A 16,961-nucleotide genomic window follows, 5' to 3' on the forward strand; every position below is an offset into this window, starting at 1 on the left:
GCGGGAGCGACGGCCCCTCCGACGAGGAGGTGGACGCGGCCGAGCGGCTCGTCCAAGAGTACGCGGACGAGCTGCAGGCCCACCTCGAAGATGTCGGGAAGTGGGAGCAGGTCCGGGTCGCGTATCAGGAGTAGCGGCACGGACGGGTGGTATCGATTCGAGGGCTCAGTGCCCTTGCCTTATTCGACGTCGCTCCCGCGGAACAGCGTCAGCTCCTCGGCTTCGTAGATGTTGATGAGCTCGGTGACGATCTCGTCGTACTCCTCGTCGTCGAGTCGGAGCGCGTCCAGCCGCTCGATCGTCTCCTCGTCGAGGTGGATCTGAGGCATGACCGTGAGTTCGTCCGCAAGCGAAGTAAAACCCACCGGCGTCGGCGAAGCGAGACGCGATCGCGATCTCGTCACTCCGAGCAGTGCTCCGACACACCCTCGGCCGGGTCGTTCTCCCGAGAGAGATGCCGGCGGGCCAACCGCTCGGTGTCGGCCTCCTCGTCGATGTCGTCCGGTAACAGCAGTCTCCCGTTGAGCCGGAGGACCACGTCGTCTTGGTTGAGAAGCCACCAGAGCTCCGAGGAGTCGACGGTGGGCCCACTGATACCAGTTCGGCCCTGTAGCTCCTCCATAGAATGAAAAACCTCGGCGAACAGTTGGTGTTCGGTACCGGGCCGTACTGAAAGGGATAACACGGATCCGCGGTCGATATGATGGGACGTTGGCGACTCCGATCGAACCGAGTACACGTGGACTGCCAAAATGCTGTCCGAGGCGATCTCGATCCCGGGATCGCCGACGATCCGCGTTCGAGTTTCCCCTTCGATACCGGACAGCCCGACGCTCGCGGCAGTCGGGACTCCGGACGACAGCAATCCGATGAGCCCCCGTGCGGACCCGGGATCGAGCATGTCCTCGGTGAGAATCGCGGAGAGCCCGCCGTTCTCGATGATCGACGTTCCGAACGCGGGAGCCGGGTCGGTTTCGAACACGGCGAGCGCCGGAGCGGCGCCGAGACCGTCGAGCGAGACCGCGCCGTCCGCGGCGACGACCTGATCGGGTTCGGTAGGCAGGCTACAGTACGCGATGTCGACCGCTGAGTCGGAGAGCGTCGATCTGACGGTGTCCGACTCCGGGCGGTCTATCACCTCCCACGTCCCGATCCCGCTCGGCACCGCCGGATCGGCGAGGGCCTGGCGGAGTCCCTCGGCGCGCTCCGCGGAATCGGTGAGGACGACGACCCGAATCTCGCCGCGCGCGGTCTTCGATCGGCTGAGTGGGTTTTCGTAGCTCTCCGCCGTCAGAGCGGCCGTTCCAGCAGGGATCGAGGGGCCGTCCGGGACGGGTATCTCGCTGCCGCCGGAGTCGTCTTTTCGGTAGTTCGTCCACGGCGATGTCGCGAGCGCGATCGGCCCGTCCGCGGTCGGGTCAGCTGGCCCTCGAACGCGAACGGGGGCGAGAACGTGCGCGAGATGCGGAAGGAGTTCGGCGGACTCGGGGACCGGTCGGACCACCGCCTTGGTCGGCCACTCGGGCGTGTACGGCGCGACCGTCTCGGGGTCGACCTCCAGATACTCCATCAGCCGTTCGCTCATCGACAGGTCGGCGAGATTCGGCGGGTAGAACGAAAGCTCTCCCCCCACCAGTTCATACTCGTGTCGGTCCGACTTCACGTATCCCTCCGTCCGCGCGAGCGTGTCGAGGAAGAACCACGTCCGGAGCAGCTTCTCGGCGCGCTCTTCGAGCGCGACACCCTCGGTCGGCAGCGACTCGACGTAGCCGGTGTCGAGCCGGATCGCCGGCGCGTCGCCGACGACGACGCGCGCACCGAGGTAGTACGCGAGCGTCGAGAGTCGGTACACGTCGTCGTACGTCGGTCGCACGACGACCCCGACGCCGGTGTCGGGGGAGACGAGCGGGCTCGGGATGTCGAGCTCGTCGCCGACGCGGATCCGGGGCGGATACCCCCGGAGCGTCGGCCACGATCGCTCCGGGGTGAACTCCTTGATCGACGAGCCGAGGACCGACACCGCCTCGGCGAGCGCCGACGGGTCGTCCGGGACGGTGATCGTCGCCTCAGGCCGCGTGTGGAGCGACCGCGCGGCGACCGTAACGGTGGTTGGGCGGTCGAAGGTCAGCTCAACGGCCTCCGAGTCGACCATTCCTGTCGCGGACATCTCCACGTCCGGGGCCCGAACGAGCGCCTTCGTCGCCCCGTTCACATCGATGTAGTAGGTCCCTCGAGGGAACTCCGTCGAGTCGTCGAGCTGTGCGACGAACTCCCCGTTGGCGTTGCGAACGGTTACGATCGTCTCCACGAGAAGCGACACCGACTCCGCCTCGAGGCTGACGGCTCGATCGACGGGGACGGGAAACAGCTCGGTCAACGCCGGTTGGGGCTGCGGCTCCCGGTCGAAGCGGAGGGAGAGGGCCTCTCCCTCCAACGCGTCGCGGATGCACAGCGTCCGCCCGTCGACCTCGAACCCGATCCGCCCGTCTATCTCGTCGTCGCTCACAATTTTCTGATAATTCGACGATATGTATGAGGTTGTCGGTTAATCCGCTCTTCTCCCGATATCCCCGCAGTATTACCGTCAGTTTATTTCAAATATTCGAATTAGTGGCAGAATTCTTAATATCAGCCGTGCGTGACCGAAACTCATGGACGAGAGGGTCGCGACCGCGCTCGGGAGGGCGTTCCCGGGGCGGTCCATCGACCGGACGTTCGGGGTCGGTCCGTCGTGGAACGGCGCCAACGAGACGGTGGGCGTCGCCTTCGCCGACGGGGAGCGCGCGTTCTGCAAGGTCGCGGTCGACGACGACGGCACCCGGATCGCCCGCGAGCTGGCCGTGCTCCGGTACCTCGACGCGGAGCGGTCGGTGGCGGGTCCCGCAGTGGTGGCCGGCGACCCGAACGCGTCCGTGCCGTATCTCGTGACGGCGCCGGCGCCGGGCCGCGAGCTGCTCGGGGTCTGGGAGGACGCCGGAGAGGAGCGTCGGAAGGCGCTCCTCCGGCGCGTCGGCGCGACGCTCGCGGCGCTCCACGCAACGCGGTTCGCGGCTCACGGGGAGATCGTCGGAAGCGACGCGGACGGCGGCCTCGATCTCGATCGGGCCCCGTGGCCGGACGTGCTCCGCGCGACGGTCGAGCGCACCCGCGAGATCGGCACCTCGGAGCGGCTGGCGGACCACTACGACGCCGTGTTCGACTGCGTCGAAGCGAACCGGGAGCGACTAGCGGGGGCCCCGGCCGCGCTGCTCCACGGCGACGTGGCGATGCCGAACCTGTTCGCGGTCGACGACGGGGGTTCGGGGACGGACGGCGGCCCGCACGGGATCGTCCCGATCGACTGGGAGCTCGCGCACGTCGGCGACCCGGCTCGCGATTTGGTCCGGGCGGAGGACCAGCTTCTCAACGGGTTCGACAGCAGGGGACCGGAGCGGTACGCGGACGCATTTTACAACGGATACCGCGACCGCGCCGGCGGGCTCCCACCGGGGTTCGCCGAGCGGCGGCCGGTGTACGGGGTCATCAGGATGCTCGGGCGTTCGGGGTTCATCGACCAGTGGGTCCCGTATCTCGACGAGCCGCTGGAGTCGCTCGTCGAGCGGGCGGACGCCGAACTGCGGGCGCGGCTGGACGCGGTCTGAAAACGGGTTCTACGGGCGCGTCACCGGTTCCACGCCGTGTCGTCGGGGTCGAGCCGGCGCTCGCCGCGCTCCAGCGCGTCGACCGCGTCGAGGGCGGCCTCGGAGATCTCGACGTTGACCGCGCGCAGGTTCTCGGCCACGTGGTCGCCGGTCGCCTTCGGGATCGGAGTCACGTCGCGAGCGAGCGCCCACCCGAGCGCGAGGACCGCCGGCGGGCGGTCGTGGCGCTCGGCGATCTCGACGAACGCGTCGTCGCCGAACAGGTCCCCGCGGGCCAGCGGGGAGTAGCCGACGAGCCGGTGGTCGAACTCGGCCGCGAGCTCGCGGAGCGCCGGCTGCTGGAACCGCGGGTGACACTCCACCTGGTGGGCGGCGATCGGCGCGTCGAGGATCCGATCGGCCTCCCGGAGCAGCGCCGGCGTGAAGTTCGAGACGCCGACGTGATCGGTGACGCCCTCGTCCCTGAGCGCGTCGAACGCCGGCAGCGTCGCGTCCGGGTCGTAGGCCCCGGTGGGCCAGTGGACGTACAGCAGGTCGACGCGGTCGAGCCCCAGTCGGTCGAGGCTCTCGCGGGCGGTCTCGCGGACGGCTTCCGGCGCGAGGTTGTCTGGGTGGACCTTCGTGGCCACGGTCACGTCGTCGCGGTCCACGTCGGCCGCGGCGATCCCCTCGCCGACGGCGACTTCGTTGTCGTACATCTGCGCGGTGTCGACGTGGCGGTATCCCGCTTCGAGCGCGGCGGTGACCGTGTCGCGACACTCCGCGGGGTCGTCGAGCCCGGACGTACCGAGGCCGAGCGGGAGTTCGAGCGGCGGCATGGCCCCCGATTCTATCCGTGACGACAAAAGGGCGCGCCCACCGGAACGGACCGCGGGAGAATCGACCGCAGGCGGCGTCTGCTCCGCAGACACGCGTTTTCATTGGGTTGGAAACCGCTCGGCGTTATATACGGTGTTGCGCCCCAATCTGCAGGTATGACCAACGGGATCCACGTCGAACTCGCCGTATCCGCCTGCGAGGGCTGTCCCGTGGCCGCGCTCTCGTCTGACACGCCGGTCGAATCGTTCCGGGTCGACCCCGACGACGCCCGCGTCGAGTTCGTCGCTCCCGATCCGCCGACGGACCCGCCGAGCGGGCTCGATCTGGTCGAGTTCGGCGGCGAGGCGCACGGGCGCTACCAGATCACCTGTGCGCGCCCCGCGACCGACGGCGGCGTGGCGATCGGCGCGCCGGAGACCGATCCGGGAGCCGACGCCGCCCGTCCGTCGGCGCCCTCGTCCGCATCTCCCCCACCCGGTGACGTCGCCTGCGACGGGTGCTCGTGCGGCGGGCTCCCGTCGGCGTTCGCGAACTTCCCGGTCTCCCCGCGCCGGACCGAGATGGAGGAGGGCGAGCTGCGCCTCTCGTTCGTGCTGACGGGCCACGAGGAGCTCCAGGCCATCGTCGACGAGTGCGAGGACGCCGGGCTCGGCGTCGAACTGCGCCGGCTGTGCGTCGACCGCGGCGATCGGAGCGCGGCGGGCGGGGACTGTCGCGACGTCGTCCCGATCGATCTCTCCGGCGTGACGGACCGGCAGGCGGAGATCGCGTCGGTCGCGGCCGAGAAAGGGTACTTCAACGGCGACGGCGCCTCCGCGGAGGAGATCGCGGCGGATCTCGACCTCGCGAAGTCCACGGTCTCGGAACACCTCCGAGCCGTGACGGACACGCTCTTCTCGCAGGCGTTCGGGGACGGGCGTTAACGCCCCGAACTGTTCGCTGCCAGCTATCCGGGGTTCGACCGTCGTGATCAGGAGCGGGGTCGAACCCACCGATTCGGCTCCGCTCGCCAACGGTCCAGTGGCCACGGCCCCGACTGCGGGAGCGCGAGCGAGCGCTCGTCCCGAACAGGGGTGAGCGCGGCCGAGGTCGTCGCCGTCGCGATGCGTGCGAAACGGATTTGAAAAGGGGTTAGGCCGAGGGAACCGCGGCTTTCGGTGTTCGGAAGGCCGTCAGCTCAGCGTTCGTCGAGCGTCGGGAAACGAGCCTTCTCGGCCGGGACCGGAGCGTGCATGTCCGGGCCGGAGAGCTGGCTGAGCCCGACGACAAGCGACGCCGTCATGAGCGCCAGCAGCGCCGCCACGGCGAGGAAGAAACTCGCGACCCCGACCGTGACGAGGGGTGACATCCCCAGGAGGTCGCCCCCGAACGCTGCGATGAGGGAGGCAACCGCGATTCCGAGCAGCCGATCCTGCGATTGTGTGGTCATACGAACACCTTGGGGCTCAACGGGGTTAAGCCGCACCCGACACCTGCCGTTACGTCTCACACTGTCACACGGCACGCTCTGACGCCGCGCGTCACTGTCCGCCGCGCGACACACCACCGCCCGCCGCCGAACACCGCTCTCTGAGACTACCGCTCCGACACGTCCGACGCCTCCGGCGTCTCCGTCGCCGACCCCTCCGCGGCGCGACGGAGCAGCTCCGGGCCGCCGTGCCGGCGCACGGTGTCGGCCATGTTGCCGGCGAACAGCAGCGCGCCGGCGACGATGAGGGCCCCGCCGGCCACGTGAACGGTCCCGCCGACGCCGTCGGCGAGCGGCCAGTCTCCCCCAAACGACGCGACCGCGGGCGAGACCGCGGCGGCGAGCACCAGCACGGCGCCCCCGAGAGTCGCGGCGAGGTCGGCCGTCGCGGTCCGGGCGTCGTAGAGGTCGTCGATCGCGGGCACGCGCTCCAGCCCGACCCGGTCGGCGTACCGATCGAGCCAGACGATGAAGGGGACGACGTGGTAGAGGCTCCCGACGACGACGAACCCGACGAGCGCGCCGAGCAGGACGGGGCCGACAGCCGGGTGACCGAACCGGACGCCCGCGCCGAGGGGCGACCGGACCCACGTCGCGGCCGCGGTCGCGCTCCACGCGAGGGACGCGAGGGCCACGACCGCGTACCGCGAGAGCATCGGAGTCGCCGCGCCGGTCGCGTCCCGGATCCGCCGGAGGAGGATCGCGCCCGCGACCGCCACGCCCCCGGCGACGAGCAGTCCGCCGACCGCGGCGACGGCCGCCTGTTCGACCAGCCGTCCCGCCGCGAGCGCGCCGACGCCGACCGGATACGCCGCGGTCTCGACCCGCGCCGCGCGCGTTTCGACCGAGAGCGCGTCCGTCTGCGTGAACATCGGCCCGAGCTGGTACAGCGCCCCGATCACGGTCGTCACCACGGCGCCGAGGACGGCCAGCGTGACGTGCGCGTCGACGACCGCGGGCCGCGAGAGTCCGGTCCCGGCGAGCACCCCCCACCGATAGTCCGCGGCGAGCGTCACGCCGAGGACGGCCGCGAGCGCGAGGAACAAGACCGCGAGCGCGAAGTGCGCCTCGGTGGTGTCGAAGGGGCGCGCGCGCCACAGCGTCCGGGCGACGTTGTACGCGAAGACCGCGATCCCGAGCGCCATGACGCCCGCCATGAGCGCGGCGTCGCCCGGACGACCGAGCCAGAGGCCGGCGGCGAACCCGCCGACGCCGACCGCGACGGCGACCAACTGGAGCGTCGCCAGCCGCTCGGAGTGGATCTCGACGCCCGACCAGACGGGGACGAACTGCGTCATCGCGCCGATGATCGTGAGACACACCCAGCCGACGAGGAGCAGGTGCGCGACCGCGATCCCGCCGAGGCCGGCGCCCGCTCCCGCCAGACCCGCGACGCGGCAGAGCGCGAGCCCGCCGCCGCCGACGAGGAACGCCAACGCGACGAGGAAGTGCCGGAGCGGGATCGTGGTCGGCGGGCGCGTCGAAGTCGTGAGATCGCCGGGAACGCCTCGCATGTGTGCGCGTACGTCCCGACCGGCCCTGTGGGTACGCACGAACGTGTTCGGGGGTAGTGGTGGTCAGAGAGGTCGAGAGGAACGGCGGTCGGCAGCGCCGACCGGTCGGAACAACAACCCCCGAACACGTTCGGAACAAACTACCCGGGAGTGGGGACCCGACTGTCGCGCATGGAACTGGAGACCACCGCGCTCGAACGGACGGACGCGCCCGCGGAGCGACCCGTCGAGACGCTCGACGTTCGGGCGCTCGGCCCACCGGAACCGCTGCGGCGGACGCTCGAACTCCTCGCCGACCTCCCGAACGAGGCCGTGCTGGTCCAGCGCAACGATCGGGCGCCGCAGTTCCTCTACCCGAAACTCGACGACCGCGGCTACGTCTACGAGACGGTCGAGACCGACGACGCGGTGATCACGGCGATCTGGGCGGGAGGGGGCGGCGAGACGGGAGATGCCGTCGGAAATCCAGCGGAGGGCGACCGATGAGCTTCCTCGGGGGTGCCGAGCCCCAGTTCGATCCGGCCGACGCGTTCGTCCCCGAGCACATCCCGACGCCCGGCGCCTTCCTCGCGGACCACGACGTGCTCGACGGGCGCGAACACGTCGCGCTCCATCGGACGGTCGCGGACGCCTTCGAGGAGTACGGCGTGTACGACGCCACGTTCGGCTACAACCTCGCGCGGCTCAACCGCGACCCGCGACACACCGACGCGGGGTTCCGGTACGCGGCGGAGGGCGACGACCCCGCGACGCTCCGGGCCGAGTTCACCCCGACCACCGCCTTCTGCCCGCAGGCCGAGCCGCTCGCGGTGGGGGCGTTCCGCGCGCTCGACGCGGTCGACACCCACGGCTACGACCTGATCCGCGTCCGCGTCGACGCCTCGCTCGACGGGAGCGACGCCGTCAACGAGCGGCTCGCGAAGATGGAGACCGGCGAGGGCGAGCCGGAGCCGTCGGAGGGGAGCGGTCTCGCGGGCGCGGGCGGCGCTCCGAGCGATCGCGGCGACTCGCCCGCCGATCCGGGGGCGCCGTTCTGACCGCGCCGGTCTCGGTCGAACATGTTCCCGCAAACGACCATGCAGAGACCGGACGTACCGGCGGACCGATGACAGAGCACGAATCCGTCCTCGACGTTCGCGACCGAGACGCCCCGCCGTTCCCGGTCATCAGCGACGCGCTCGACGAGCTCGGTCCGGACGACTCGCTGCTCCTGATCAACGGGTTCGAGCCGGAACCCCTCTACGACGTGCTGGCCGACCGCGGGTTCGCCCACGAGACCGAGCGCGTCGACGACGACGAGTGGCGCGTCAGGATCGAACGAGAGTGAGCGCGGCGACCTGCTCGCCCGCTCGCGCTCCCTTTTATACTCCCGGCCGAACTGTTCGGTGTGAACCCCTACGCGGCGGGAATTCCCGCCGAAGGTATTCCCCCTACTCCCCTACGTCGTGTTGCATGACCCGACGCACACTCGACCGGCGTACGTTCGTTCAGACGACTGCTGCGGTCGGCGCGACCATCGCACTGGCGGGCTGTGGCGGCAGCAGTGGGAACGAGGGCTCGGACGGTTCCGGCGGGTCGGACGGCTCCGACGGGTCGGATGGTTCCGACGGCTCCGACGGCGGCAGCGGCGGCGGAGAGTACCTCTCCGAGGAGCCGAACTACGACGGCTTCTTCGAGGACGTGAGCAACTACGAGGGCACGGTCGACATGCGGGACGCCGACGAGGTAACCGTCGGCGTAGGCGCCAACGACGGGCTCACCTTCGGGCCGGCCGCGGTGGCCGTCTCGTCCGGCACGACCGTCGTCTGGGAGTGGACCGGGCAGGGCGGGAGCCACAACGTCGCCGCCACCGAGGGCGCGTTCGAGAGCGACACCGTCGGCGACGAGGGCCACACCTTCGAGCAGACCTTCGAGGACTCCGGAACGTACACCTACGTCTGCACGCCCCACGAGGCGGTCGGCATGAAGGGCGCAATCTACGTGGAGTAGCGCCCCGCGGCAGCGCCGACCGATTCGGAGCCGTACCGATCGCACACCGATGACCACCCCAGATCCCACCCACTGATCACCCATGCCACAGGCACGCCTCCTAGTCGATTTACCCGACGGACCGTGGATAGCTGACGTGTCGCGCGACTTCCCGGACGCCGGGTTCCGCGTGCTCACCGCGGTGCCGGACGAGAGCGCCGGCTTCGCGCTCATCAGACTGACCGCCCGCGACGTCGACGCGGTGCTCGCGGAGATGCGCGATCACGCCGCGCTGTCGAAGGTGTCGGTGATGGCGCGGGGCGACGGGGTCGCAACCGTCCGGATCGAGACGAACGCCCCGGTGCTTCTGGTCGCCGCGAAGCGCTCGGGGCTCCCGATCGAGATGCCGCTCGACATCGAGAACGGCGTGGCCGAAGTCGACGTCACCGGCGAACACGCGCGCGTCGCGGCGCTCGGGAAGCGCTTCGACGAGCTCGGGCTGGAGTACGAGGTCGAGCGCGTCCGGCAGCGCGTCGACCCGGTCCGGCTGCTGACCGACCGCCAGCAGGAGCTCCTGCTCGCGGCCGTCGAGCTGGGGTACTACGACGTGCCGCGGCAGTCCACGCTGACCGAGGTGGCCGACCACGTCGGAATCGCGAAGTCGACGTGCAGCGAGACGCTTCAGCGGGTCGAACGGACCGTGGTTCGGGAGTTCGTCGACGACCTCCCGAACCGCCCGCTCGACGACGGGACCAACGAGGGCGACGAGGGCGACACGACCGGCGACGGAGGGAGCGGAGAGGACGCCGGCGGCGACGCGGACGACCAGCGGGCGGCGGACAGCGACGACGACGAGGGGGACCTCGACGCCGAGACCGACGCGGAACCGGCGCCGAACCCGCAGACATACCACTCATGAGCGAACCAGACACCCACGACCACGACGAGACGGCCGAACCGATCACCGACGAAGTCCACGACAACTCCTGGTCGGCGAACCTCGAGGCGCCGCGCTACGCCGACGACGCCGACCTGGCGGTCCGCGACGCGCTGGCGGCGATCGACCACACGACGGCGGGCAACCACGTCAACTTGGTCACACACGGGGAGCTCGGTCACCCCGAGGAGTTCCTCTACGACGCGATCGAAGGGGAGTACGGCCTCGACCCCGAGTACGTCGAACAGTGCGGCTGCGGCGGGCACGTCACTCGGGTGCAGGTGGCCTGACGGGCGCTCCGCGGTCCGACCGTCGGCCGCGGAGGGTCGCCTCTGGAGGGGCATCGTCCGTCACCACGCTTATTTCGACCGCGACACACCGACTGTGCAGTGGCGACTGTCTCACGCCCGGTCCTCCCGCTGGCTGACGGGGCGGTGTCGATCGGGTCGTTCGCGGACCCCGTCGTCGTCGACCCCGACCCGCAGCTTCTCGCGGCCCTCGTCGCGGCCTACCGAGACGCTTCGCCCGCGGCGGTCGAACCGGACCTCGACGCGCTGCGCGCCGGCGCGCGCGGCACCGAGGACCCGCTCTCGTCGGCCGCCGACCTCCCGGCGCTCACGGTGTTAGCGAGGGAGTCGGTCGTCGGCGCGCTCGCCGATCGGATCCGCCCGGCGAGCCGGCTCGCGGCGCTCGCGGAGGCCGAGGTCTGGGACCTGCTGACGCTCGCCGATCCCCAGCCGAACGCCGTCCTCGCGGGGCGAGCCGACGGGTGCGTGCTCGTTCCGGCGGCGCGCGCGCGAGACGGTGACGGCGAGGAGGAGGCGGCGGCGTGGTGCCGGATCGGAACCGACGCGACGCTCCGCGACCGCTACGAACCCCTCGTCGCGGACGCCGAGTCGGTGCGGCTCCGCACGCCGAGCCGCCACCGGCTGTACGGAGCGATTCGAGCCCGATGCGGAGCGGCGGTCGCGGCCGAGGCCGTCCGCCTGCTCGACGCCGGCGATGAGCCGCTCGGTCGCGGCGGGGCGCGGGTTCGGACGTACGCCGCGGGGGCGCGGCGCGGCGCCATCGACCGCGAGCTGCGGCGCGCCTGCGAGGACGCGGGGATCGGGAGCGCGGCGACGTTCAGTCGGATAAAAAGCGATCTCGTCGAGGCCGGACTGCTCGGAATGGAGTCGGTCTCACAGCCGGTGGGGCGCCCCCGAACGCGGCTCGTCGCGCGGGGCGCGCTGGCGGCCGCGTCGTCGCCGGCCGCCGTCCTCGCGGCGCTCCGGAACGCGGGGGTCGCCGTCGGCGGAGACGCCTAGTCGTCTTTCGTCTTGATGTCTGCGGAGAGCCCCTGCGCCATCTCGATCTCCTTCGAGTTGTTCAGGGTCCACGCGGTGCGGTCGGTGACCGCTTCGATCGCTTCACGGGCCGAGGGGTAGCCGTTGCCGGACTTGTTGACGCCGCCGAACGGGAGCTGGACCTCCGCGCCGATACAGGGGAGGTTCCCGTACGCCAACCCGAGCTCGGCGTGGTCGCGGTAGTAGTTGATCTGCCGGTAGTCCTCCGAGACGATGGCGCCGGCGAGCCCGTACTCGGTGTCGTTCTGGATCTCGACCGCGCGCTCGATGTCGCCGTCGTACTCCAAGAGCGCGACGTGCGGCCCGAACACCTCCTCGTGGGTACAGCGGAGGTCGGCCTCGGGGTCGGCCTCGTAGACGAACGGCCCGATCCAGTGGCCGTCCTCGTGGCCGTCGGGGATCTCGTCGTCGTCGAGATCGGTCCGGTCGACGAGCACGTTCACGTCCTCGGTGCGCGCGAGCTCGTTGTACTCGGACACCTTCTCGAAGTGTTCGCTCTCGATGAGCGGCCCCATGAACGTGTCCTCCTGGAGGGGGTCGCCGACGGAGACGTCCTCGGCGACCTCGACGAACCGCTCTTTGAACTCGTCGTACACGTCCGTGTGGACGATCAGGCGCTCGGAGGAGACGCAGCGCTGACCGGTGGTCTTGAACGAGGACATCACCGCGGAGTGGACCGCGATGTCGAGGTCCGCCTCCTCGGTGACGACGATCGCGTTCTTGCCGCCCATCTCGCAGGCGACGCGCTTGCCGGGGACGCCGCCGAGCTTGTCCTGGATGTGGTGTCCGACCTCGGCGGAGCCGGTGAACACGACCGTCTCCACGTCGTCGTGCTCGACGATCGCGTTGCCGGCGTCGCCGAACCCCTGGACCATGTTGAAGACGCCGTCGGGGATCCCGGCGTCGTCGAACATCTCCGCGATGATCTGCGCGCACCACGGGGTCTGCTCGGCCGGCTTGAACACGACGGTGTTCCCCTCGACCAGCGCGATGGCCATGTGCCAGTAGGGGATCGCGACCGGGAAGTTCCACGGCGTGATACAGCCGGTGACGCCGCGCGGCTTCCGGCGCATGTACGCGTCCTTCGCGGGGATCTCCGAGGGGACGATGTCGCCCTTCGGGTGGCGCGCGTCGCCGGCGGCCCACTCGACCATGTGCGCGGCCTCGACCACGTCGGCTTTCCCCTCCGAGATCTCCTTGCCGCACTCCTTGGTGACGACCTGCCCGAGCTCGTCGGTCCGCTCGCGCAGCTCGTGGTACACGTCCCAGAGGTACTCCGCGCGCTGGATCCGGGAGAGCTCGCGCCACTCCTCGAAGGCCTCGTCGGCGGCGTCGACCGCCGTCTCGACGTCCTCCGGGGTCCCGCGCTCGAACGTTCCGAGCGTCTCGCCGGTCGCCGGATTCTCGCTCTCGAAGGTCTCCGAGCCCGTGCCCGACACCCACTCGCCGTCGATGTAGTGTTGGTATGCGTCCGACATGGACGGTGCTTCCCGCTGGCACGTCCAAATATCCCACCCGACCATGGTCGGCAGAGTCTTTGTGATGCGGTGCCATTGATACGGTGTCAATGGCTATCACCGACCCGAGCGGCGCCGAGAACTGGTCCGGAACCCGCCTCACGCTCGACCTGTGGCACCCGAACTGCTGGGCGATCGAGGCGACGCGTCAGACCGACGGCGGCGTCCTCGCTCACGCGATCTACAACTCGCCGAAGGCGGATGGTGACGCGCCGAACTCGGTGAACGGGCTGTTCACCGCCTTCGCGGACACGAACGAAGAGGTGGAGGCGCTGCTGGACGCGATTCGTGCGTCGGACCGGTCGGGGGAGCTCCTCGAACTGCAAGAGCGGTTCGGGCGCGCTCGGGACGCGCCCGGGAACGTCGTGCGCGAGTTCTTCCTGGAGTACGACCCCTCCGACATGATGTGTCCGAAGCTTCTGGAACAGGGGTTCGTCCACAGCGCCCCGGTCAGGATCGAGAACGGCCGGGAGGAGTGGCAGGTGTGTTTCGTCGGCGAGCGCACGGAGATCCGGGAGTCGCTCGACGCGGTGCAAGAGAGCGCGGGCGCGGAGGTGTCCGTGCAGTCGATGTCGTCGTCGGGACAGCCGGGCCAGTCGCCGCGCGAGCAGCGGCTCGACACGCTCACGACGACCCAGCGGGAGGTGTACGAGCACGCCCGCGAAGCCGGGTACTACGAATGGCCCCGCGAGGCGTCCACGCGCGAGCTGGCCGACGATCTCGACGTGTCGAAGACGACGCTGCTCGAACACCTGCGGAAGGCGGAGTCGAAGCTGTTGGACCCGTGACCGTCGACCCCTGACCGGGGGCGCTCAGCGACCGACGACCGCCCGCAGCGCGAACAGCGCGTTCGACTTCCGCTCCCGGATCCGGCGGTAGAAGTAGGAGAACCACTTGGTGCCGTACGGGATGTACTGGTACACCTCGGCGTCGACGTTCGGGTCGGCCGCGAGGTCGAACTGCGCCGACTCCCGGACGCCGGTCAACATCTGGACCTCGTAGGGCGTGCCGTGTTCCGCGTGGAGCTCCCCCGCGTAGTCGATCATCGCGGGGTCGTGGCTCCCGACCGCGACTCCGTCGTCGAACGCCTCGAACATGTACGCGAGGCACTCGCGGTACGATTCGTCGACGCGGGCCTTCTTGGTGTACGCGATCGACGCCGGCTCGTCGTACGCTCCCTTCACCAGCCGGACTTTCCCGGGGAGGTCGGCGAGCCGTTCGAGGTCGTCGCGCGTGCGTTTCAGGTTCGCCTGCACGCACACTCCGACGTTGCCGTCGGTCGCGGTCGCGTGGCGCTCGAACGCGTCGAGCGTCACGTCCGTGGTCTCGTGGTCCTCCATGTCGATCCAGACGAACGTGCCGGTTCCGTCGGGACCGGTCGCCTCGGGGGCGTTGGCCGCCTCGACGATGCGAGCGAGGTTCTCTTGAAAGGCGTCGTCGCCGATGTCGAGCCCGATCTGGCTGGACTTCACGGAGACGCAGGCGTTCACGTCTCGCTCGGCGATCGACTCGACGAGATCGACGTACGCGTCCGCGTCGCCGTCGGCGGGTGGCCGCTCCTCGTAGTGTTCGCCGAGAAGATTCAGGATGCCGGCCACGCCCCGCTCGTTGAGAGATTCGACGTGCGCGAGCGCTTCCTCCGGCGTCTCGCCGGCGACGAAGCTGCTCGCGATGGGCGGAATCATAGCGATACCAGGGTCCCCGACGGGGATATAAGGGCACCCGACCAATTATTTCACGATACCTCTTCGAATAAAACCCCGATCGCAAATATTGCACCACGTGAGAGGTAATATCTGCCTCGACCGACCATGGACGGGTAGGGTTTCAGATGCCCATACGACTACGGGAACTACAGGAAACATATGCCACGGAATAACATGGACCTAGCCGACCGGAGAACGCTGCTGAAACTGACGGGCGGAGCGGGTGTCGCCGCCCTCGCGGGCTGTCTCAGCACGACCGACGACGGCGGAGACGGGTCCGACGGATCGGACGGGAGCGACGGTGAGGACGGCGGGGACGGGTCGGACGGGTCGGACGGGAGCGACGGCGGCGATTCGACCGCGGCCTACGAGATCGGGATGGTCGACTCGCAGACCGGGTCGCTGTCGGCGTTCGGCGAGCGGAATCAGCGCGGCGTCAACCTCGCCCTGTCACGCGTCAACGAGGTCGGCATCGACGGGCGTGACCTCAACATCGTCGTCGAGGACTCGGAGAGCGAGAACCAGGGCGGGATCGCCGCCGCCCAGAAGCTCGTCAACCAGGACGGCGTACCGTTCCTCATCGGCGCGGTCGGCTCCGGCGTCTCGCTGGCCATCTACGAGAGCGTCGTCGAGGGGACGGACGTCGTCCAGCTGAGCCAGAACTCGACGGGGCTCAACCTCACGGACTTCCCGGGGCTGCTCCGGATGTCGCCGTCGGGCCGCAGCCAGTCGCTCGCGCTCTCGAACCTCATCGCCGACGACGGCTACGACGAGGTGGCGATCACCTACGTCAACAACGACTACGGGCAGAGCCTCACCGACGCGTTCGTCAACGCGTGGGACGGGGAGATCGCGTACAACAACCCGCACGACCAGGAGCAGCAGTCCTACTCGGGGGTCATCTCCGAGATGGACAGCTCCGGCGCGGACGCCTGGCTGTTCATCACCTACCAGGCGGAGTTCGCGACGATGGTCAACGAGGTGTACTCGTCGGGGTACGAGGCGCAGTTCTACGGCGCCGACTCCGTCTCCGGCGACAACGTGATCGAGAACACGCCGGAGGGGAGTATCGAGGGCATGAAGATCGTGGTCCCCTCCGCGCCGATCGAGGAAGAGAACTACCAGTCGTTCGCGTCGGACTTCGAGGAGGAGTACGGCCGGCAGCCGACCTCGTGGGCCGCGTACGCCTACGACTGCGTTATCAACGCCGCGCTCGCGATCCAGGCCGCCGACGAGTTCACCGGCTCGGCGCTCAACGACACCGTTCGGCGCGTCTCCGGCCCCGACGGGGAGGAAGTGACCTCCTTCCAGGCCGCCAGCGAGATCCTCGCCGACGGCGGCGGACCGGACGACGTCAACTACCAGGGGGTCAGCGGTCCCATCGACTTCGACGAGAACGGTGACCCGGTCGGGTTCCTTCAGGTCTTGGAGGTCCAAGACCACGCGTACGAAGGCATCGACTTCATCGAAGGCTGATCCCGACCGATGACCGTCCTCGGATACCTGGCTAACGGGCTGGTCTTCAGCAGCATCATCGTCCTCGGCAGCATCGGGCTGTCGCTGGTGTACAGCATCGCCGACTTCGCCAACTTCGCGCACGGCGATACGATGACGATCGGCGCGTACACGGCGCTCGTGACGTTCGGCGCCGTCGGGGGGCTCGGCGGCGCGGTGTTGGGGCTGCCGTACGGCTTCTTCCTCGCGTTGGTCGTCGGGATCGTCGTCGCGGCGGTCGTCGCGGTGGGGACCGAGAAGCTCATCTACGAGCCGCTCGACGTCGACTCGATCGGCCTGTTGATCACCTCGATCGGGATCGCGTTCATCTACCGCGCGGTGATCCAGATCCGGTTCGGCTCCGGGTTCACCCGGTTCGACATCCAGACGCTGCGCCCGATCGAGGCGCTCCTCCCGTACGGTATCCGGGTGACGCTCCACGACGTGGCGATCGTCGCCTCGGCGGCGGTGCTCGTCGTCGGGCTTCACGTCCTGTTGCAGTACACCGACCTCGGTCGGAAGATGCGCGCGAGGTCGGGGTTGTCCGCCAT

General features: G+C 69.5%; 20 protein-coding genes. 13 read left to right on the forward strand and 7 right to left on the reverse strand.

The annotated features are described in order from the left end of the window. Positions 1-134, forward strand: a 134-nt coding sequence (locus DJ69_RS18965) for a DUF5799 family protein (RefSeq protein WP_245851751.1), incomplete at its 5' end; no start/stop codon positions are given. Positions 135-179: 45 nt separating this feature from the next. On the opposite strand, the gene DJ69_RS18595 is transcribed toward DJ69_RS18965, so the two are convergent. Both DJ69_RS18595 and DJ69_RS16825 read right to left on the reverse strand, forming a co-directional pair. Further along, positions 180-329: a DUF7557 family protein gene (locus tag DJ69_RS18595; protein WP_180271862.1), complete on the reverse strand. Its 150-nt coding sequence runs from the start codon at positions 327-329 to the stop codon at positions 180-182. A gap of 71 nt (positions 330-400) precedes the next feature. Further along, complete coding sequence (locus DJ69_RS16825; RefSeq protein WP_099256690.1) at positions 401-2,506, reverse strand: hypothetical protein; 2,106 nt, start codon at positions 2,504-2,506, stop codon at positions 401-403. Between the two features lie 145 nt (positions 2,507-2,651). Between DJ69_RS16825 and DJ69_RS16830 the strand changes: the two genes are divergently transcribed. Next, on the forward strand, positions 2,652-3,641 hold the full coding sequence (locus DJ69_RS16830; RefSeq protein WP_099256692.1) for a phosphotransferase family protein: 990 nt from the start codon (positions 2,652-2,654) through the stop codon (positions 3,639-3,641). Between the two features lie 20 nt (positions 3,642-3,661). Here DJ69_RS16830 and DJ69_RS16835 read toward each other — a convergent pair whose 3' ends face one another. Continuing rightward, the gene (locus DJ69_RS16835; RefSeq protein WP_099256694.1) at positions 3,662-4,459 is read right to left on the reverse strand and encodes an aldo/keto reductase; all 798 of its coding nucleotides are present in this window, start codon (positions 4,457-4,459) and stop codon (positions 3,662-3,664) included. 156 nt (positions 4,460-4,615) lie between these two features. Here DJ69_RS16835 and DJ69_RS16840 point away from each other — a divergent pair, with 156 nt between their 5' ends. Continuing rightward, positions 4,616-5,383, forward strand: a complete 768-nt coding sequence (locus DJ69_RS16840) for a helix-turn-helix domain-containing protein (protein ID WP_099256695.1) — start codon at positions 4,616-4,618, stop codon at positions 5,381-5,383. Between the two features lie 254 nt (positions 5,384-5,637). On the opposite strand, the gene DJ69_RS16845 is transcribed toward DJ69_RS16840, so the two are convergent. Together DJ69_RS16845 and DJ69_RS18075 are read right to left on the reverse strand one after the other, a co-directional pair. Continuing rightward, on the reverse strand, positions 5,638-5,889 hold the full coding sequence (locus DJ69_RS16845; RefSeq protein WP_099256696.1) for a hypothetical protein: 252 nt from the start codon (positions 5,887-5,889) through the stop codon (positions 5,638-5,640). A gap of 146 nt (positions 5,890-6,035) precedes the next feature. After that, entirely contained in the window at positions 6,036-7,442 is a 1,407-nt protein-coding gene (locus tag DJ69_RS18075) for a hypothetical protein (RefSeq protein WP_144050474.1), read from the reverse strand. Between the two features lie 171 nt (positions 7,443-7,613). On the opposite strand from DJ69_RS18075, the gene DJ69_RS16855 reads away from it, so the two are divergent. The 7 genes from DJ69_RS16855 (at position 7,614) to DJ69_RS16885 (ending at position 11,654) form a co-directional block, all read left to right on the forward strand. Further along, complete coding sequence (locus tag DJ69_RS16855) at positions 7,614-7,928, forward strand: DUF2249 domain-containing protein (protein WP_099256698.1); 315 nt, start codon at positions 7,614-7,616, stop codon at positions 7,926-7,928. Next, a complete protein-coding gene (locus DJ69_RS16860; RefSeq protein ID WP_099256700.1) occupies positions 7,925-8,479 on the forward strand; it encodes a hypothetical protein in 555 nt (184 codons plus the stop codon). The genes DJ69_RS16855 and DJ69_RS16860 overlap by 4 nt, the downstream gene beginning before the upstream one ends. A gap of 68 nt (positions 8,480-8,547) precedes the next feature. Then, on the forward strand, positions 8,548-8,769 hold the full coding sequence (locus DJ69_RS16865; protein WP_099256717.1) for a DUF2249 domain-containing protein: 222 nt from the start codon (positions 8,548-8,550) through the stop codon (positions 8,767-8,769). Positions 8,770-8,894: 125 nt separating this feature from the next. Continuing rightward, positions 8,895-9,431, forward strand: coding sequence for a halocyanin domain-containing protein (locus tag DJ69_RS16870; protein ID WP_099256722.1), 537 nt, complete (start codon positions 8,895-8,897; stop codon positions 9,429-9,431). Between the two features lie 136 nt (positions 9,432-9,567). Next, positions 9,568-10,329 carry a helix-turn-helix domain-containing protein gene (locus tag DJ69_RS16875; RefSeq protein WP_245851750.1) on the forward strand — a complete coding sequence of 254 codons (762 nt, stop codon included), beginning with the start codon at positions 9,568-9,570 and terminating at the stop codon, positions 10,327-10,329. Beyond that, a complete protein-coding gene (locus tag DJ69_RS16880) occupies positions 10,326-10,637 on the forward strand; it encodes a CGCGG family putative rSAM-modified RiPP protein (protein ID WP_099256726.1) in 312 nt (103 codons plus the stop codon). Before DJ69_RS16875 ends, DJ69_RS16880 begins: the two co-directional genes overlap by 4 nt. Before the next feature lie 99 nt (positions 10,638-10,736). Further along, positions 10,737-11,654 (forward strand): transcriptional regulator TbsP domain-containing protein, encoded by a 918-nt coding sequence (locus tag DJ69_RS16885; RefSeq protein ID WP_099256727.1) that lies wholly within the window; start codon positions 10,737-10,739, stop codon positions 11,652-11,654. On the opposite strand, the gene DJ69_RS16890 is transcribed toward DJ69_RS16885, so the two are convergent. Further along, positions 11,651-13,171 carry an aldehyde dehydrogenase family protein gene (locus tag DJ69_RS16890; protein WP_099256729.1) on the reverse strand — a complete coding sequence of 507 codons (1,521 nt, stop codon included), beginning with the start codon at positions 13,169-13,171 and terminating at the stop codon, positions 11,651-11,653. The genes DJ69_RS16885 and DJ69_RS16890 overlap by 4 nt on opposite strands. Before the next feature lie 89 nt (positions 13,172-13,260). On the opposite strand from DJ69_RS16890, the gene DJ69_RS16895 reads away from it, so the two are divergent. Beyond that, entirely contained in the window at positions 13,261-13,998 is a 738-nt protein-coding gene (locus DJ69_RS16895; protein WP_099256731.1) for a helix-turn-helix domain-containing protein, read from the forward strand. Positions 13,999-14,022: 24 nt separating this feature from the next. On the opposite strand, the gene DJ69_RS16900 is transcribed toward DJ69_RS16895, so the two are convergent. Further along, on the reverse strand, positions 14,023-14,895 hold the full coding sequence (locus DJ69_RS16900; protein ID WP_099256732.1) for a proline dehydrogenase family protein: 873 nt from the start codon (positions 14,893-14,895) through the stop codon (positions 14,023-14,025). 195 nt (positions 14,896-15,090) lie between these two features. On the opposite strand from DJ69_RS16900, the gene DJ69_RS16905 reads away from it, so the two are divergent. After that, positions 15,091-16,392, forward strand: coding sequence for an ABC transporter substrate-binding protein (locus DJ69_RS16905; RefSeq protein ID WP_180271863.1), 1,302 nt, complete (start codon positions 15,091-15,093; stop codon positions 16,390-16,392). Between the two features lie 9 nt (positions 16,393-16,401). Next, positions 16,402-16,961, forward strand: a 560-nt coding sequence (locus DJ69_RS16910) for an ABC transporter permease subunit (protein ID WP_449404446.1), incomplete at its 3' end; no start/stop codon positions are given.

This window comes from Halorubrum persicum (genome assembly GCF_002727125.1).
Taxonomy (GTDB): domain Archaea; phylum Halobacteriota; class Halobacteria; order Halobacteriales; family Haloferacaceae; genus Halorubrum; species Halorubrum persicum.

What these genes read in the sequence shown, in the direction of transcription:
- DJ69_RS16855 (WP_099256698.1), top strand. Translation starts at nt 7,614, where the DNA reads ATGGAACTGGAGACCACCGCGCTCGAACGGACGGACGCGCCCGCGGAG.
- DJ69_RS16835 (WP_099256694.1), bottom strand. Translation starts at nt 4,459, where the DNA reads ATGCCGCCGCTCGAACTCCCGCTCGGCCTCGGTACGTCCGGGCTCGAC.
- DJ69_RS18595 (WP_180271862.1), bottom strand. Translation starts at nt 329, where the DNA reads ATGCCTCAGATCCACCTCGACGAGGAGACGATCGAGCGGCTGGACGCG.
- DJ69_RS16890 (WP_099256729.1), bottom strand. Translation starts at nt 13,171, where the DNA reads ATGTCGGACGCATACCAACACTACATCGACGGCGAGTGGGTGTCGGGC.
- DJ69_RS16870 (WP_099256722.1), top strand. Translation starts at nt 8,895, where the DNA reads ATGACCCGACGCACACTCGACCGGCGTACGTTCGTTCAGACGACTGCT.
- DJ69_RS18075 (WP_144050474.1), bottom strand. Translation starts at nt 7,442, where the DNA reads ATGCGAGGCGTTCCCGGCGATCTCACGACTTCGACGCGCCCGCCGACC.
- DJ69_RS16845 (WP_099256696.1), bottom strand. Translation starts at nt 5,889, where the DNA reads ATGACCACACAATCGCAGGATCGGCTGCTCGGAATCGCGGTTGCCTCC.
- DJ69_RS16865 (WP_099256717.1), top strand. Translation starts at nt 8,548, where the DNA reads ATGACAGAGCACGAATCCGTCCTCGACGTTCGCGACCGAGACGCCCCG.
- DJ69_RS16880 (WP_099256726.1), top strand. Translation starts at nt 10,326, where the DNA reads ATGAGCGAACCAGACACCCACGACCACGACGAGACGGCCGAACCGATC.
- DJ69_RS16905 (WP_180271863.1), top strand. Translation starts at nt 15,091, where the DNA reads ATGGACCTAGCCGACCGGAGAACGCTGCTGAAACTGACGGGCGGAGCG.
- DJ69_RS16860 (WP_099256700.1), top strand. Translation starts at nt 7,925, where the DNA reads ATGAGCTTCCTCGGGGGTGCCGAGCCCCAGTTCGATCCGGCCGACGCG.
- DJ69_RS16895 (WP_099256731.1), top strand. Translation starts at nt 13,261, where the DNA reads ATGGCTATCACCGACCCGAGCGGCGCCGAGAACTGGTCCGGAACCCGC.
- DJ69_RS16900 (WP_099256732.1), bottom strand. Translation starts at nt 14,895, where the DNA reads ATGATTCCGCCCATCGCGAGCAGCTTCGTCGCCGGCGAGACGCCGGAG.
- DJ69_RS16830 (WP_099256692.1), top strand. Translation starts at nt 2,652, where the DNA reads ATGGACGAGAGGGTCGCGACCGCGCTCGGGAGGGCGTTCCCGGGGCGG.
- DJ69_RS16840 (WP_099256695.1), top strand. Translation starts at nt 4,616, where the DNA reads ATGACCAACGGGATCCACGTCGAACTCGCCGTATCCGCCTGCGAGGGC.